9 protein-coding genes are annotated in these 16,323 nt (G+C 51.1%); 7 read left to right on the top strand and 2 right to left on the bottom strand.

The genetic code is table 11. The annotated features are described in order from the left end of the window. Nucleotides 1–39: 39 nt before the first annotated feature. Nucleotides 40–354 (top strand): L-rhamnose mutarotase, encoded by a 315-nt coding sequence (gene rhaM / locus L0Y31_RS19975; protein ID WP_234737210.1) that lies wholly within the window; start codon nt 40–42, stop codon nt 352–354. A gap of 3 nt (nt 355–357) precedes the next feature. Here the strand turns inward: rhaM and L0Y31_RS19970 are convergent, their stop codons facing one another. Next, entirely contained in the window at nt 358–1,137 is a 780-nt protein-coding gene (locus L0Y31_RS19970; RefSeq protein WP_234734851.1) for a LytR/AlgR family response regulator transcription factor, read from the bottom strand. Nucleotides 1,138–1,577: 440 nt separating this feature from the next. Here L0Y31_RS19970 and L0Y31_RS19965 point away from each other — a divergent pair, with 440 nt between their 5' ends. The 6 genes from L0Y31_RS19965 (at nt 1,578) to L0Y31_RS19940 (ending at nt 15,269) form a co-directional block, all read left to right on the top strand. Continuing rightward, on the top strand, nt 1,578–2,780 hold the full coding sequence (locus tag L0Y31_RS19965; RefSeq protein WP_234734850.1) for a hypothetical protein: 1,203 nt from the start codon (nt 1,578–1,580) through the stop codon (nt 2,778–2,780). Between the two features lie 26 nt (nt 2,781–2,806). Next, nucleotides 2,807–3,607, top strand: a complete 801-nt coding sequence (locus tag L0Y31_RS19960; RefSeq protein WP_234734849.1) for a carboxypeptidase regulatory-like domain-containing protein — start codon at nt 2,807–2,809, stop codon at nt 3,605–3,607. Between the two features lie 171 nt (nt 3,608–3,778). Then, on the top strand, nt 3,779–6,961 hold the full coding sequence (locus L0Y31_RS19955) for a SusC/RagA family TonB-linked outer membrane protein (RefSeq protein ID WP_234734848.1): 3,183 nt from the start codon (nt 3,779–3,781) through the stop codon (nt 6,959–6,961). A 13-nt stretch (nt 6,962–6,974) separates the two neighbouring features. Continuing rightward, nucleotides 6,975–8,471, top strand: coding sequence for a RagB/SusD family nutrient uptake outer membrane protein (locus tag L0Y31_RS19950; protein WP_234734847.1), 1,497 nt, complete (start codon nt 6,975–6,977; stop codon nt 8,469–8,471). A 72-nt stretch (nt 8,472–8,543) separates the two neighbouring features. Continuing rightward, nucleotides 8,544–12,209, top strand: coding sequence for a DUF4450 domain-containing protein (locus tag L0Y31_RS19945; protein WP_234734846.1), 3,666 nt, complete (start codon nt 8,544–8,546; stop codon nt 12,207–12,209). 150 nt (nt 12,210–12,359) lie between these two features. Next, the gene (locus L0Y31_RS19940) at nt 12,360–15,269 is read left to right on the top strand and encodes an exo-beta-1,4-galactosidase (RefSeq protein WP_234734845.1); all 2,910 of its coding nucleotides are present in this window, start codon (nt 12,360–12,362) and stop codon (nt 15,267–15,269) included. Between the two features lie 70 nt (nt 15,270–15,339). On the opposite strand, the gene L0Y31_RS19935 is transcribed toward L0Y31_RS19940, so the two are convergent. Then, nucleotides 15,340–16,296 carry a transketolase family protein gene (locus tag L0Y31_RS19935; protein ID WP_234734844.1) on the bottom strand — a complete coding sequence of 319 codons (957 nt, stop codon included), beginning with the start codon at nt 16,294–16,296 and terminating at the stop codon, nt 15,340–15,342. Nucleotides 16,297–16,323: the final 27 nt, after the last annotated feature.

Raw genomic sequence — 16,323 nt, 5'->3', positions numbered from 1 at the left:
ATTGCCTCTTTTACTCATTAAATCAAACCCCTAATAATGATGCAGGAAATTGCTTTTACGATGAAACTGAAACCGGGTGTCGAAGCGGAATACCAGCGGCGGCACGACGAAATCTGGCCGGAATTGTCCCAGGCGCTGACGCAGGCCGGTATACGCGATTATTCTATTTTTCTGGACCGAGCCAGCGGTACCCTTTTTGGCATTCAAAAGCGGCTGGACGATCACACGGCGGATGGGCTCCCCAACTTACCCATCATGAAAAAATGGTGGGCCTACATGGCTGACTTGATGGAAACAAATCCAGATAACTCGCCGGTAAGCAGTTCGCTGGAACGAGTCTTTCACATGGAGTAAGCGCTAGGTTGTCCGGGCGTAAAAGGCTTTGATGTTATCCCGGTAGTTGCGGGTCCATTTCAGTTGCTGGCCAGAAGTCATCCGGACGATGTACTCTCCGTTAAAGTGCGTTTCAATTTCGGAGATGTAATTCAGATTAATGATGTGCGAGCGGTGAATGCGGACAAAATCCGTTGGATTTAGCTTGGCCTCCAGATTGGTCAGGCTATCGTAGATAAGGTGTTGTTTATGAGCCGTATGCAGCGTTATGTAATTGCCATCGGCATCGAGATATTGAATATCTTCGGTATTAACGAGGCACATTCGTCCGGTCTCTTTAACAAGAATGCGGCGTAGGTAAGCATCTCCCGGCACGGAAACTTCGGCGCGCAGTAACTGCCCCATCAGCGCTTCCACGTGCGGTTGAGGCCGCTGCTGGTTCAACCGTTCCTGAACGCGGTTAAGCGCCTGAAAAAAGCGCACTTCGTTGAAGGGTTTTAGCAGGTAATCAATGGCGTTGACTTCGAAAGCGCGGAGGGCATACTGGTCATAAGCGGTGGTAAAAACCACAATCGGCTGATGATACGCCCAGATTTCCTTCATAACCTCAAAACCATCCATTTCAGGCATTTGAATGTCTAGAAAAATCAGGTCGGGTTTGTGCTGGAGAATCTTCAGCACGGCCTCCGACCCATTGGCTGCTTCGTCAACAACCTGAATGGCCGATTCGTGCTGTAAAAGCGTACGGATGGCCTGTCGGGCCAGAATTTCATCGTCAATGATAAGTGAACGGTAAACCATCATCGTATTTTGTTGTTGTAAGGTGGCAATTACAGGGCAGTTCAGGCAACAGGGGTGCCATTGCCGGGCGGCAAAGCGAATAAGAGCACCTTTCGGCAGTTTGACAATACCGTGGGTGATCGCGCTCTCAACGAGCAGTTACAAAATTAACCGCAGAACCTGACAATTTTCTGCCGTTTGCGAAATATCAAGCTCCATTTGCAGGCGATCCTGAAACCGAATCTACTGAATCGTCAAATACCGTTGCTTGGATGGACCGATCTATTTGTGTCCTAACTGATGATTTCCTGAAGCAAAAGCCGCGTCAGCTGGATCCACCGTTCGATTTTTTAGAGATTAGGGTAAGCCGTTTAGATAATGGCCCTGTCGGTTCGCATAAACAAGCTTCGTTCAGCGAGGTGGGAGGCATAGTTTCGCTGTATTAAGTAACTATATCCTATCGTATGAATAACAACAAATTACTCTTGATCTTCGCGGCCACCACCCTGTTTGCTTCTAGTTGTAAAAAAGAGAATGACCCCACACCCGATGAGCCGGCTATTCTGCCGCTTGCCTTGAGCGAGCAAATCACAACGAAAACCATTCTGGAGGATCGGGTTTCCAATCCTACACTGCCTGATTATATAGTAGATAAGAGTGTGCTGGTTAAGTCAGAACTGACCATTAAGCCGGGAGTAACCATTGCTTTTGCCCGCGATACCCGCTTTGATGTGAGTTCGGGCGGCGGGGTTTTGATTGCCCGGGGAGAGGCCGCTAAAAAGATTCGTTTCGTGGGGGCGGAACCGACAAAAGGGTTTTGGCAAGGGATTGTTATTTCGTCGGAAAGCAACGCCAACGAGTTAGACCAGGTTGAAATTTTGAACGCCGGAAGCCGTGCTACCTACAGTACCGTAAAAGCCGGATTAGCCTTGCTCGGCAAAGCCCAGAGTTCGCTGAAAAACAGCCTGATCAGCCTTTCCGATGGCTACGGGCTGCACGTGTTCGATGGCGCTTCATTAAATGCATTTGCCACCAATACATTCAGCAAAAACACCGAGGCGGGCGTTTACGTATCGGCGGAGAACGTGAAAAAGCTGGATGCTGCCTCTGTTTTTTCGAGCGAGAACGGACGCAATGTGGTCGAAATAACCAAGTCCAGTCTGAGCGAAAGCGCTACCGAAGACGTTTGGGCAGGTTTTGCCGACAAAACGCCTTACCGAATCACCAGCGATTTGTCTGTACACCGGGGCCTCAAACTGAGTCCGGGCGTGACACTGCAAATGGGGCGGGACGTTGTATTTCGGATTGAAGGAAAAGGCTATCTGAACGCCGTTGGAACCGCTGACAAACGGATTACATTGACCGGAGCTGAAGCCCAAGCTGGTTTCTGGCGCGGCCTGAATTTTAGCTTTACGCCCAGTCCGCAAAACGTTCTCGACCACGTTACCATCAGCAATGGCGGAAGTATAACGATGGTTTCGGGACAGAAGGCCAATGTGGGTGTGAACGGAACCAACGCCGTGGCCACCATTAAAAACTGCACCATAACCGGCAGCGGAGGCTACGGAATTTTTCTGGACTTCTACGCGAAAGAAAAGGTCAACAAAGACATCGCAACGGCTAATTCGTTCGAAGCGAATGCACAGGGCAACATGAAGGCCGAGTAAAAATGAATAATTGAACAACAAATACGATGAACTTGAACAGAGAGTTAAGAATCGCAGCCACCAACGTCTTGATTGGCATTTCACTCGCCAGCCTGCTGGCGAGTGGAGGCTGTTCCAAAAATGGGGGCGGACCGGAACCCGATGACGCTAATGGTGGCAAACTAACCCCCGGCTATACCGTTGGAAAAGCGGTTGACGCCAGGGGAAATCCGTTGGAAGGGGTATCGATTATTCTGGATAATACCCTTTTGTACAATTCGAATCTAGTAGGAACAACTGATAAAAACGGGACTTACCGAATTAAAACCTCAGGCAGCACGTGGAAAGCCCTTGCGGAAATACGCCGTACGTATAATGGCAAAAGTTACCGCTTGAGCTTAACGCCGGACAACATCGATGGGTATGCCGGAGCCGACGGGGCCGTGCGTAATTTTCAGTGGAACCTGTCGGGCGAGCAACCCGATAATCCGGGTCTTTTTTACGGGGGATCAGTCTCCGTGAATAAGGATATTGAAAGCCAGCTTTATGACGTAGAAAATCTTGAGTTTACGTTTACACCTGTTGGCGAGCTGATTGACGGCTCTACCGGAAAAATACTCACTCTTCGGACGGGGGATCCGCATACCGAGCATTACGGCTCAATACCGGATGTGCCTATCGGACGGTATAAGATCACAGCCGTGCATAAGCCCACTGGCCAAAAGGTAAAAGTGCGAAATCGCAACGGAACGTACACCGGTGATGGTGCGGCAACCCTGGATTTCTACGGGGAAACCGGCCCCTGGGCTTGTACAAATTGCATGGTACTGGATTATAAGGAGCAATAACCGCGCTTCGGTTAGCCTGATTTATAAATTACAAAAAATACTCAAAAAAATAGTAATGGCAGGACGGTGCGGGAATGTTAAGTTGATTTTTTAGATCAAATTTGGGTTGATTTTGGATTATTCCGATAGTCGGAGTTGAACAATAACCCATTTGCACTTAACATTTCCCTTATGTCTAGCTTAATACAAACTGTCAAAGCCGCACTTTTTTTGAGTGCGCTTTTGCTTGTCCAGGGAGCACTTGGGCAGACGATATCCGGTGTGGTGACTGCCTCGGAGAATAACGAAGGACTTCCTGGCGTCAATGTCGTTGTGAAAGGAACCAGCAACGGGGCCGTCACCAACGCCAATGGAGAATACACGCTGAACGGAGCCGACAAGACCGGGACGCTCGTTTTCTCGTTCATCGGCTACCTGTCCAAAGAAGTACCCATCGGTGGTCAATCGGTTATATCGGTCAAATTAGATTTGGATAACCGGTCGTTGGACGAAGTAGTCGTGATCGGCTACGGAACCGCCAAAAAAGCAGACATCACCGGCGCTGTTGCTTCCTTCGACGCCAAAAACATCGACCAGCGTCCGCTGCTTCGGGTCGACCAGGCGCTGGTTGGCCAATTGGCCGGGGTGCAGGTAAAGCAAACCAGCGGAGGGCTTGGAAAAGGCTTTAGTGTGCAGGTGCGGGGTTCGGGTTCCATCACGGCGGGAAACGAACCTTTGTATGTTATTGACGGGTTTCCGCTCGCCACGGCAGCGCCGAACGGGTCCGGAAATTTTGGTTCCGGTAATCCGCTGGACAACATGAACCCCAATGATATTGAGTCGGTACAGGTCCTGAAAGATGCCGCTGCCGCCGCTATTTATGGTTCGCGGGCTTCTAACGGGGTGGTGCTGATTACAACCAAGCGGGGACGTTCGGGGAAAGCCCAGATTACGCTCAATACCTACGCCGGTTTTATGGAGCGTACCCGTAAACTCGACATGCTAAACGCGGAAGAGTGGATTGACCGGGCTACCGAAATGATCAACGCCCAGTGGGTCGCTTCGGCACCGGGGCGCACAGCTGTACAAACCAACGAACAACGCCGCACTATTTTAGGCTTACCGGCGGGGCAGGTCAATACAACCTACATGACCGACGATCGCTGGACGCAACCGGGTCATCCAGGCTTGCGGTTTATCGACTGGCAGGACGAAGCGTTTCGGAAAGGATTGGTGCAAAACCACCAGATTTCGGCGAGCGGGGGCAATGATTTTGTGAAGTATTACGTATCGGGAAACTACGTCCGCCAGGAGGGCATGGTCATCAACACAGACTATACAGCCTATTCGGCGCGGGCAAACGTGGAAGTATCGGCAAGCAAGAACCTGAAATTAGGCTTAAACATTGCACCGACCTATTCCATTAACAACGATCCCGGTATTGAAGGAAAAGACAATATTCTGCACCAGATGGTGAGCTATTCGCCGGTGCAGGAGGATACGATGGGCCTTTACCCGAACACGGGTCTTTATGGTCAGTATCGCTGGAGCACGTCGGCCAACAGCCCCATCGGCAAGTTGCAGAATGTCATTGGCGAGACCAAGCGTTTCCGGACGCTGGGATCGATGTTTGCCGAATACCAACTGGCAAAAGGACTTTTCTTCAAGACAACCATTAACCTGGATAATACCGACAATTCGGCAAAATCCTATACGCCGTATTCGGTAACCAGTTCCCTGCCAACGCGTTTAGCCCAACTTACTGTTTTAACATCGGGGTCGTTCAATAGCTACCGCAAACGCACTTTCGTCAACGAGAATACGCTCTCATACTCAAAGGTTTTTGCAGATAAGCACGATCTGTCTTTGTTGGGTGGGTTATCCTACAACAGCGACAAACAGGAGTCGGCCACGCTGAATTCCAACGGAGGTTTCAGCAGCAACGCCATTACAACGCTGAATGCCGCCAATGGCCTAACGGGAAATACGCAGGAGAGCCGTAACGTATTAATTTCTTACTTCGGACGGGTCCAATATAATTTTGATAACAAATACCTGTTTTCGGCCAGCTTGCGCCGCGACGGTTCATCCCGCTTCGGTGCCAATACCAAATGGGGCCTTTTCCCTTCTGCGTCCGTGGGCTGGCGACTTTCGGAAGAAGAATTCCTGAAAAGCGTCACATTTGTAAACGATCTGAAAGTCCGGGCTAGCTGGGGGCGATCAGGGAACTACAACATTGGTAACTATTCTACCATCCCAACGCTGGGAACGAGCAATTATACCTTCAATGGCGTCTCGGTAGTTGGGCAGGCACCCAATGGGATCACAAACCCGGATTTAGGCTGGGAACAGTCGGAGACATTCGACGTTGGTTTCGACGCAACGGTTCTCAACAACCGCATCAGTGCTTCGTTTGATTACTACAATAAACTTAATACAGATTTATTGCTAAACGTGCCGATTCCGGGCGCAACTGGTTTTGGTTCGTACCTGAGCAATGCCGGAAGCGTACGAAATACAGGTTGGGAAGTTGAATTGAGTACCCGCAACACGGTTGGTGCCGTGAAGTGGAATACGTCGATTAATTTTAGCCACAACGCCAACAAAGTGGTGGCGCTAGCCGGTGGTCAGGAGCAGATTCTGATTCCTTCTTCGTTTGATATTTCGCACTCGATCCTGCGCGTTGGTGATCCGTTGAACAGCATTTATGTGGTTCGTCAGATTGGTATCCTCAGCCAGCAGGACATTGACAGCAAAGCGGCGTTGAACGGCACCCAGACGGTTGGTGATCCAAAATATTTTGATGCCAATGGAGACGGTGTGATTGATGCCAACGACCGCGTTATTGTTGGTCATCCAAACCCCAATTATATCTGGGGAATCACAAACTCAGTTCGTTACAAAGGGTTTGATTTAAATGTGCTGGTGCAAGGCCAGACGGGCGGTTCGATCTATTCGCTGCTGGGTCGGGCGTTGGGACGTACGGGACAGGGCGTAATTGATAATGCACTTGGTTTCTACCGGGATCGGTGGCGGTCACCCGAAAATCCAGGCGAGGGCATCGTAGGAAAAGCGTATTCAACGTTTGGGCGGATTAAAAACACAGACTGGTTGTATTCATCTGATTATGTTCGCGTTAGAAACATAACCGTAGGCTACGATTTAGGCAGTTTGATCAAAGTTCGGGGTATTCAGGGAGCGCGAATTTACGTGACGGCGGAAAACTATTTCGGGTTTGATAAGTACACCGGTGGATTCAACCCGGAAGCAGCCAACACAGACCTGAGCGGCAGTTCTTCTTATCCTGAGCCGGGCGATTACGGCGGATTGCCCTTGCCGAAGTCACTCATTTTTGGCTTAAATCTCAGCTTCTAACCAGACCTTACCCATGAAAAATAAAAAGCTATTAATACCCGCACTGATGCTTTTACTGGCATCCTGCACTGACGACTTAAACCAGATACCGTTATCGTCGGCAACAACAGCGACTTTTTACACGCAAACGAATGATTTCATTCAGGGAGCGAATGCCATTTATAACGATTTGCGGGGTTACCCGGACCGGCAATTAAATTTATCGGAAACACGTTCAGATAACCTGTACGCCGTTTCGGAGGGAGGCGTACGCGATTGGGAAGGCATCAACAGTTTCCACAAAACCATTTCGGCTAACCCCTACATTTCGGATGCCTGGTCGGCGAACTACAACGGCATTTACCGGGCGAACGTTCTGCTGGAGCAACTTCAGACGAATGGGGCCATCGTTACCGATGCCGTATTGCGCAACCGGCTCCAGGGAGAAGCGCGGTTTCTGCGGGCGTTCTTCTACTTTGATCTGGTTCGCTGGTTTGGGAAGGTGCCTCTTATCGATAAACCCGTAACGGCCAACGAAGCCCAGAACATTTCGCGGAGCCCGGTAGCAGACGTTTATGCGTTAATCTTAAGCGATCTGCAATTTGCAGCGGCTAACCTGCCAGATACTTACGCGGCGGCTGATCGCGGACGACCGACCAAATGGGCGGCCAAAGCGGCGCAGGCCCTCGTGCACATGACCCGCTCCGGCCCGACTTACGACATCGAAGGACCAGGGCTTGGCCTGAGCGAATGGTCGCAGGCGCTGACGCTCCTGAACGAAATCATTGCCAGCGGTCGTCATTCGTTTTTGCCTAGCTACGCGAATATTTTCTCGTATACCAATGAAAATAATGCTGAAGTTGTCTTCGACATCCAGTACGCTACTGGCTTAAATCCGGTGGTTGGGTCAACGTTCGCGTGGTTACTGGCTCCCGATACCTGGTTTCAGGCGAATGGAAAAGCCATTCAGGGTGGCTTGCAGATTCGGCCTATTTCGAACGATCTGTTGAGGTCTTACGCCGCTACCGATACGCGGAAAGCATTCTCGATCCAGAGCGGTTACGTGTTCAACGGTGTAGCTGAAACGCAGTCTTTTTTCAAAAAATACGTCGATCTAACCAGAGTTCCACCCAACCGCGTTGACTGGCCGATCAATTTTATTGTATACCGCTATACGGATATTCTGATGTTAAAAGCAGAGTGTATCTTGCGCGGCGCTACGGGGGGAACCCAGGCTGAAGTGGATGCGATCGTGAATCAGGTGCGAACTCGGGCTGGTTTAACGCCGTTGACTAACGTTACGTTTGCGCAACTGCTGGAAGAGCGCCGGAAAGAGTTTGCGGGCGAAGGCCTGCGCTGGCACGATCTGGTTCGGAGCGGTCAGGTTGAAACCATCATTAACGCCTGGGTTGCCGCCGAGGACGTGCAGAAGAAAATGCAGCCATTCCAGAAAAATTACATTATTTATCCAATTCCCCAGGCCGAACTGGACGTAAAACCTGGATTGTATACACAGAATGCAGGCTACTAACAGTGCTAGCTGCTTCTAGTGAATTGTAGGAATAAACGTCACCCCGATCCTTGGGTCGGGGTGCTATTTTTTATGCGTAAAACGACATCCATCATCAGCCTGTTGTTACTTTCTACCCTAACAACATTTAGCCAAAGTACCAAGCCAAGCCCTGTCTGGCACAATCAGGAGAGGACGTTGCATTACCGCCCTGATGGCGAAGATTTTGTTACCATTAACGGCAAACGTCGCTTCAACCGCGCCCTATACGGAACCAATACGGCATTTCGGGCCGAGGCGGGTGATTTGCCGGAGTTCGCGCTGTATTTGCCGGGCGTGGGCGGTACGCTTCGTTTTGGTCTGGCGGCCGGCGGGCGAAGCAAATGGCTGATGGATGCCGAAAAAATAACGGCTCGCTACCGTCCCGGCTCCATGCTCTACGAAATTGAGGATGCAATGCTGGGCAAAGGCAAGCTCCATCTGACGGTGCTGGCGATGGCCGACGCCGAGGGTTTGCTGGTCAAAGCGGCTTTCGAAGGCGTTCCGACGGAGACGGTAAAACTCGTCTGGGGCTTTGGTGGAATAACGGGTAAAAAACTAAACCGCGACGGCGATATTGGGGCAGATCCAGAATCCAGCTTTTACCTTAAACCCGAAAATTGCGTCACGAATAACTATGAACTGAATAAAAACTCGTTTCGGGTCTTCTTTGGCGCAGCACCCACCAACCAGGTGGCCAGCGCGTCGGGGCAGCGCAAAAGTCTGATTGGCGTTATGCCTCCGTCAAGTCAATTGCACGTGGCTGATGCCAGCCGGCAGGAGACACCGCAAGCCTTTGCCTTGTCAGATTCATCCAAAACGCTCGCCTTGGCCGGAAGTCTCTCGATTCGAAGCCAGGAGCCGTTGTATTTTGCGATTCAGGTTCCCGGCGAGCGCCAGATTCTAAGCTACGAAGCCTTGCCCGATTTACTTCAGAAAGCAGAACAAGCCCGCAAGACCTTGGCCGGGCAGGTGAAACTGAAAACGCCGGACCCGTACATCAATACGCTGGGTGGTGCCTTGAGCGTTGCCGCCGATGCCATTTGGGAATCGCCTACATTTCTGCATGGGTCGGTGGCGTGGCGGATGCGGCTCAACGGCTGGCGCGGACCTTACGCGGGAGATCCGCTGGGCTGGCACGACCGTTCGCGGGCGCACTTCCGGGCCTACGCCAAGTCGCAGTTAACCAGCCCAGAAGTGGGTCCAATCGTGGCGGATACGGCGCTGAATATGGCCCGGCATCTCGAAAAATTAGGGACGGCGGTGTTTAGCAGCGGTTATATCTGCCGTAACCCGAACGGCGATTTTCGTCCGCATCATTATGACATGAACCTCGTTTACATCGATGAACTGTTGTGGCATTTCAACTGGACGGGCGACGTGGAATTTATCCGGGAAATGTGGCCGGTTCTGAAACGACATTTAGACTGGGAAAAACGCAATTTTGACATCGATGGAGATGGGTTGTACGACGCGTATTGCTGCATCTGGGCCAGTGACGCGTTGCAGTACAGTGGTGGCGGCGTAACGCACTCGTCCGCTTACAATTACCGGGCGAATAAAATGGCGGCTCGGCTGGCAGCGATGATCGGTGAAGACCCCGAACCCTACCGAAAAGAAGCCGATAAGATTTTACAAGCACTGAATAACCAGCTTTGGATGCCCAAGAAAGGCTGGTACGCTGAGTTCAAGGATTTGCTGGGCTTGAAGCAGTTGCATCCCTCGGCGGGGCTTTGGACGGTCTATCACGCCATCGATTCCGACGTGCCCGATGCGTTCCGGGCTTATCAGACATTGCGGTATGTGGATACCGAAATCCCCCGCATTCCCATTCAGGCGAAAGGCTTAGCCGATGAAGGCTATTACACCATTTCGACCACGAACTGGATGCCGTACGACTGGTCGCTCAATAACGTCGCGCTGGCGGAGGTGCTGCACACGAGTCTGGCTTACTGGCAGGCGGGTCAGACTGAGGAAGCTTATAAACTTTGGAAAAGCGCGCTGGTGGAAAGCATGTACGTCGGCAGCAGTCCCGGAAATTTTCAGCAATTATCGTTTTACGATGCGAACCGGGGCGAGTTGTACCGGGACTTTGCCGATCCGATTGGCGTGGCTTCCCGAACCGTTGTGGAAGGACTTTTCGGAATTATACCGAACGCCACCGAGGGCAAACTAACCATTAAGCCGGGTTTCCCGGATTCCTGGAACGAAGCCTCCCTACATATTACGGACGTCGCTATTGACTTCCAGCGACAGCAAAAAAAGGATCGCTACACCATTATTCCCCGCTTCGGAAAGGCGTTGCAACTGACTTTTCAGGTGAAGGCGCAGGCGGAAGGCGTGAAGAGTGTAACAATTAATGGGGAAAAAGTCAGTTGGCAGAACGTCCCCTCGGCCATTGGTAAGCCGATTTTGGAAATAAAACCCGGTTCGGCAGAAAAATACGAGATTGAAATTGAGTGGGAGGGAACTGCTCTTCAAACGCCTGTGCTGAAAAATAGCTACGCTCAAGGCGCATCCCTGACCGCCAACTTCCCGAAGGCGACACTTGAAGATGTTTTTGACCCGCAGGAAACGCTCCAAAACGTCAAAAAAGGCAAGAACAACCTTCAGGCGCAGGTCGCAGGCGAACGGGGCAACCGCACGGCTTTTGTGCAATTGCGCCAGGGCGCTTTCACGTGGTGGGCACCGCTGGCTTTTGAGGTTGACGACGCCGTGGCCGTACTGGCTGATACAGAACCAAGCGGCAATGAGCTAATATTTCGGGTGCAAAACCATACCGACGAACCGATTCAGGGCCACGTTACGGTCAATACGGGTAAGAACGCGTTCAATACATCGTTGACGATCCCGGCGCGGGGTGTCTCCTCGGAAATTCGGGTGCCTGCCCAGCAGGTTCGCTTCGGTAGCAACCGCGTTGTCGTTGAGTGGGCGAAGGGTAAAACGGCGCAGCACGATCTGATCAACTGGAACGTTACCAGCAAAGCCGCCAGTAAGCTGGAAAAGCTGGCGATAACGAATTACTTTAACGACCGCGTAACCAATTTATTTAAGAACGATTACGTGTCGCCGCGCCCGACTTCGCCAACGCTGCAACTGCCGGAACAGGGGATTGGCAACTGGTGTTATCCGCTCACCGACGCTGTGCTGGATGATTCGGGGTTACGGAGACTGGCGGGTACGCAGAATGAAATCAAGCTTCCCTCAGGCGTGCCGCTGCAAACGCCGAACGCTGCTGGGTCGTCAAATATTTTGTTTGTTTCACAATGGGATAACTATCCGGCGGAGGCAGCCATCCCGCTGTCGGGTCGGGCTTCGCACGCGTATTTCCTGATGGCGGGTTCGTCGAATACCATGCAAAGCCAGTTTACGAATGGCGAGTTGCTCGTTGCATATACCGACGGAACCGAAGAAGTCCTGACATTGCGGAATCCAGAAACGTGGTGGCCCATCGAACAGGATTATTACACGGATGGGTTTGCCTTCCAGTTGAAGAAACCGGTGCCTTATCGAGTGCATTTGAAAACGGGTTTAATAACGCGCCAGTTTGATCAGTATACCAGCATCAAAGGCTTCTCGACCCGAGCCATCGAAGGCGGGGCGGCCACGGTACTGGATTTGCCCCTTAATCCGACAAAAACGTTAAAAGCCCTGACATTGAAAGCGTTGGCTAATGACGTCGTGATTGGTTTAATGAGTGTTACCCTGGTCCGTGAGTAAACAAGTTGTAGAAGATTAGCCCTCGGATCGCGCCAAGCGACAGGTGAGTGCGGGAGAGTTGGGGGGGATTGGTATTGGAAATTTGACAGGATTCTACTTAGGGACTACATTCGAAAAAGGGAGGTAGCCCAAAATCAATTCATTTTTGCCATGTGTCAACCACTCTCCCGTTTGCTTGCTTTAGTATTCAGTCTCTTCCTGGTGGTCGCAGGAGCGCAAGCGGCCAAGCCCATCATTGATCTGAAAGGAACTTGGCGATTTCAGGCCGACCCGGCTGATAAAGGCATTTCGGAGCGTTGGTTTTCTGCCAAATTGCGAGAGACTATCAAGTTGCCGGGTTCTATGCTCGAAAATGGCAAAGGCGATCCGGTGACGCTGCAAACAAAATGGACCGGCAGTATCTACGACAGTTCGTGGTATTTTAACCCGAGAATGGAAAAATTCCGGCGGGCTGATAACCTGAAATTTCCGTTCTGGTTAACGCCCGACAAGCACTACGTTGGTGCGGCCTGGTACCAGAAAGAGGTCAATATTCCTAAAAGTTGGAAAGGGCAGCGTATCAGTCTTTACCTCGAACGACCTCATACCGAAACGCGCGTTTGGGTGGATGACAAGGAGATTGGTATGGAAAATAGCATGGTCGTGGCGCACGAATTTGATCTAAGTGCTGCACTCTCTCCCGGTAAGCACGTCATTACGCTCCGCATCGACAACCGCATCAAGGAAATAAACGTAGGCAAAGACTCCCACAGCCTGACTGATCATACGCAGGGTAACTGGAACGGCGTGGTTGGTAAATTGGAATTACAGGCTACGGCGCCGATCTGGCTCGACGATGTGCAGGTTTACCCGGATATAGCGCGGAAGATGGCGAAGGTGAAAATGACCGTACACAGTTCTTTAGAAAAGCCAGTGACGGGAAATATTACCTTAAATGCAAACAGTTTTAACACGTCAGTCAAACAGCAAGTAAAGCCACTGACCGCGCCGTTTACCCTGGAAGGCACAAAAATAACGCTGGAACTGGAGTATCCGATGGGCGATAACATCCAAACCTGGGACGAATTCGACCCGGCTTTGTACCGCCTTACCGCTAACCTAAGCACTAGTACCGGCTTGCAGAGCGAAAAAAACGTGCAGTTTGGTATGCGCGATTTTGGGATTGATGGCACCCGGTTCTCCATCAACGGGCGACCCATCCACTTGCGCGGAACGGTTGAAAATTGCCAGTTTCCGTTGACGGGCTATGCGCCAATGGATGTAGCCGGCTGGGAACGCGTGTTTAAAATCGCCAAAAAATACGGCCTGAACCACATGCGTTTTCATTCGTATTGTCCGCCCGAAGCGGCGTTTGTGGCGGCGGATTTGGTAGGCTTTTACTTGCAACCGGAAGGGCCAAGCTGGTGCAACCACGGCACATCACTGGGCGATGGCAAGCCCGTCGATCAGTTCATTTATGAGGAAACTGACCGCATGGCGAAGGTATACGGCAACTACGCTTCCTTTTGCATGTTGGCCTACGGGAACGAGCCTGCTGGCCGAAATCAGGCGAAATACCTCGCGGAATTTATCAAGTATTGGCAAGCAAAAGACACGCGCCGGAAATACACGGGCGCTTCGGTTGGTATGAGTTGGCCGCTGGTGCCGGAGAATGAGTTTATGGTGAAATCCGGGCCGCGGAACCTGCCGTGGGACAAACGTCCAGCCAGTACAGAAAACTACCGCGCAAAAATCGCCGATTTCAACGTGCCTTATCTGGCGCATGAGATGGGTCAGTGGTGTGCTTTCCCGAATTTCAAGGAAATCAAAAAATATACAGGGGTTTATAAAGCCAAAAATTTTGAATTATTCCAGGAAGATCTGGCCGATCGGGGCATGGCCGATCTGGGTGAACGTTTCCTGATGGCTTCGGGCAAATTGCAGGTGCTGAGCTACAAAAATGAAATGGAAATGTCGCTACGTACGCCCGGCGCGGCTGGTTTTCAGTTGCTCTCACTGAACGATTACTCGGGGCAGGGCACGGCGCTAGTTGGTTTGCTGGATGCGTTTTGGGAGGAGAAAGGTTACCTGAATGAGCAGGAATTCACGCGCTTCTGTAACCAGACCGTTCCGTTGGCGCGGCTGCCCAAATTCGTTTACCGCAATAACGAAACCTTGCAGGCTGAAGTCGAACTGTATCATTTTGGAAAAGCTCCATTAACAAAGGCCAAGACTTCCTGGACGCTTACCGATGAAAAGGGCAAAAAGATAGCTAGCGGCGCATTTGAGCCGAAAGACGTACCCATTGGCAGCAACTTCGCGCTTGGCTCGATTAATACGGCATTGGCCAGTATTCAGAAAGCGAGTAAGTTGACATTAACCGTTTCGCTGGATGGTACCTTGTTTGGCAACGATTGGGAAATCTGGGTTTATCCGGCCAATTTACCCGACACACGTTCCAATGACATCCATTTTACGACCGCGCTGGATGCTAAAGCCGAAGAGGTTTTGAAAGCGGGTGGCAGTGTCTTTTTGCAGGCGGCGGGCAAGATTGAAAAAGGCAAAGAAGTGGTACAGCATTTCGCACCGGTTTTCTGGAATACGTCCTGGTTCAAGATGCGGCCTCCCCACACGCTGGGCATTGTGGTAGATCCGAAAGCTCCCGCCTTCGCCGATTTTCCGACCGATTATCACAGCAATTTGCAGTGGTGGGAAATTTTAAACCGTGCGCAGGTAATGAATCTGGAAGATTTTCCGGCTAGCTTCCGGCCACTGGTGCAGCCCATCGATACGTGGTTTTTAAATCGTAAGCTGGGTCTTCTGCTGGAAACGAAAGTAGGGGACGGGAAATTGATGTTGTGCAGTGCGGATCTGACGAGCGATGCCGAAAACCGTCCGGTAGCGCAGCAACTTCTGCACAGCCTGACGCAATACATGCAATCGGACCGGTTTAACCCGAAAGAAACGGTTAATCTATCCGTCATTCAGGCTCTTTTTACCACGCCGTCGCGGGATACGTTTAAGGCTTATTCGAACGACAGTCCCGACGAATTGAAAACCAAGGCGCAGTTGAAGCACTAGGGTAGGGCCTACAACAAGAAGGGCGGGAATCACCTCGATTCCCGCCCTTCTTAGTTTAAAAAAGTGACAGTTAAGCACGGCGGCTCATGGCCTTTTTAGCTGCTTCAACGATTTTGTCGGCAGTCAGGCCGTATTTCTGCATCAACTGGTCGGGCGTACCACTTTCGCCAAAGGAGTCGTTTACTCCGATCATTTCCAACGGAGCGGGGTTATTACGTGCCAGAAGCTGCGCGATGCTATCACCAAGACCACCGTTCAACTGGTGCTCTTCGGCAGAAACGGCACAACCCGTTTTCTTAACCGAGGCCAGAATGGCTTCCGAATCCAGCGGTTTGATGGTATGAATGTTAATCAGATCGACTTCAATACCTTCTTCGGCCAGGATTTCACCAGCTTTGATGGCTTCCCAAACCAGGTGACCTGTCGCGAAAATCGACACATCGGCGCCTTCGTTCAGACTAATGGCCTTACCAATTTCAAATTTCTGATCGGCAGGCGTGAAAATAGGGATAACCGGACGACCGAAACGCAGGTAAACAGGCCCTTCATGCTCCGCAATGGCAATAGTAGCCGCTTTCGTCTGGTTGAAATCACACGGATTGATAACCACCATGTTAGGCAGCATTTTCATCATGCCAAGATCTTCCAGAATCTGGTGCGTAGCGCCGTCTTCGCCCAACGTTAAGCCGGCGTGGGATACGCAGATTTTTACGTTTTTATTGGAATAGGCCACCGATTGACGAATCTGGTCATAAACCCGACCCGATCCAAAGTTGGCAAAAGTCGTGGCGAATGGAATTTTACCGCCAATGGTCAGACCAGCCGAGACGCCAATCATGTTTGCTTCGGCAATCCCGCACTGGATGTAGCGCTCGGGAAATTCTTTAATAAAACCTTCCAACTTCAGGGAGCCGGCCAAGTCAGCCGTCAGAGCAACGACATTTGGGTTGGTACGTCCTAGTTCTAAAATTCCCGCGCCAAAACCAGAGCGAGTGTCTTTTTTCTCGGTGTATGTGTATTTTTTCATTGAGTCAAAAATTGAAAGAGACGAATA

Origin of the sequence: Tellurirhabdus bombi (assembly GCF_021484805.1) — a bacterium.
GTDB lineage: Bacteria > Bacteroidota > Bacteroidia > Cytophagales > Spirosomataceae > Tellurirhabdus > Tellurirhabdus bombi.
This window is presented reverse-complemented; position numbering and strand designations above follow the sequence as displayed.

Excerpts from the sequence above, each read along its gene's own strand:
- rhaM (WP_234737210.1), top strand. The coding sequence starts at position 40 with ATGCAGGAAATTGCTTTTACGATGAAACTGAAACCGGGTGTCGAAGCG.
- L0Y31_RS19940 (WP_234734845.1), top strand. The coding sequence starts at position 12,360 with ATGTGTCAACCACTCTCCCGTTTGCTTGCTTTAGTATTCAGTCTCTTC.
- L0Y31_RS19945 (WP_234734846.1), top strand. The coding sequence starts at position 8,544 with ATGCGTAAAACGACATCCATCATCAGCCTGTTGTTACTTTCTACCCTA.
- L0Y31_RS19935 (WP_234734844.1), bottom strand. The coding sequence starts at position 16,296 with ATGAAAAAATACACATACACCGAGAAAAAAGACACTCGCTCTGGTTTT.
- L0Y31_RS19955 (WP_234734848.1), top strand. The coding sequence starts at position 3,779 with ATGTCTAGCTTAATACAAACTGTCAAAGCCGCACTTTTTTTGAGTGCG.
- L0Y31_RS19970 (WP_234734851.1), bottom strand. The coding sequence starts at position 1,137 with ATGATGGTTTACCGTTCACTTATCATTGACGATGAAATTCTGGCCCGA.
- L0Y31_RS19960 (WP_234734849.1), top strand. The coding sequence starts at position 2,807 with ATGAACTTGAACAGAGAGTTAAGAATCGCAGCCACCAACGTCTTGATT.
- L0Y31_RS19965 (WP_234734850.1), top strand. The coding sequence starts at position 1,578 with ATGAATAACAACAAATTACTCTTGATCTTCGCGGCCACCACCCTGTTT.
- L0Y31_RS19950 (WP_234734847.1), top strand. The coding sequence starts at position 6,975 with ATGAAAAATAAAAAGCTATTAATACCCGCACTGATGCTTTTACTGGCA.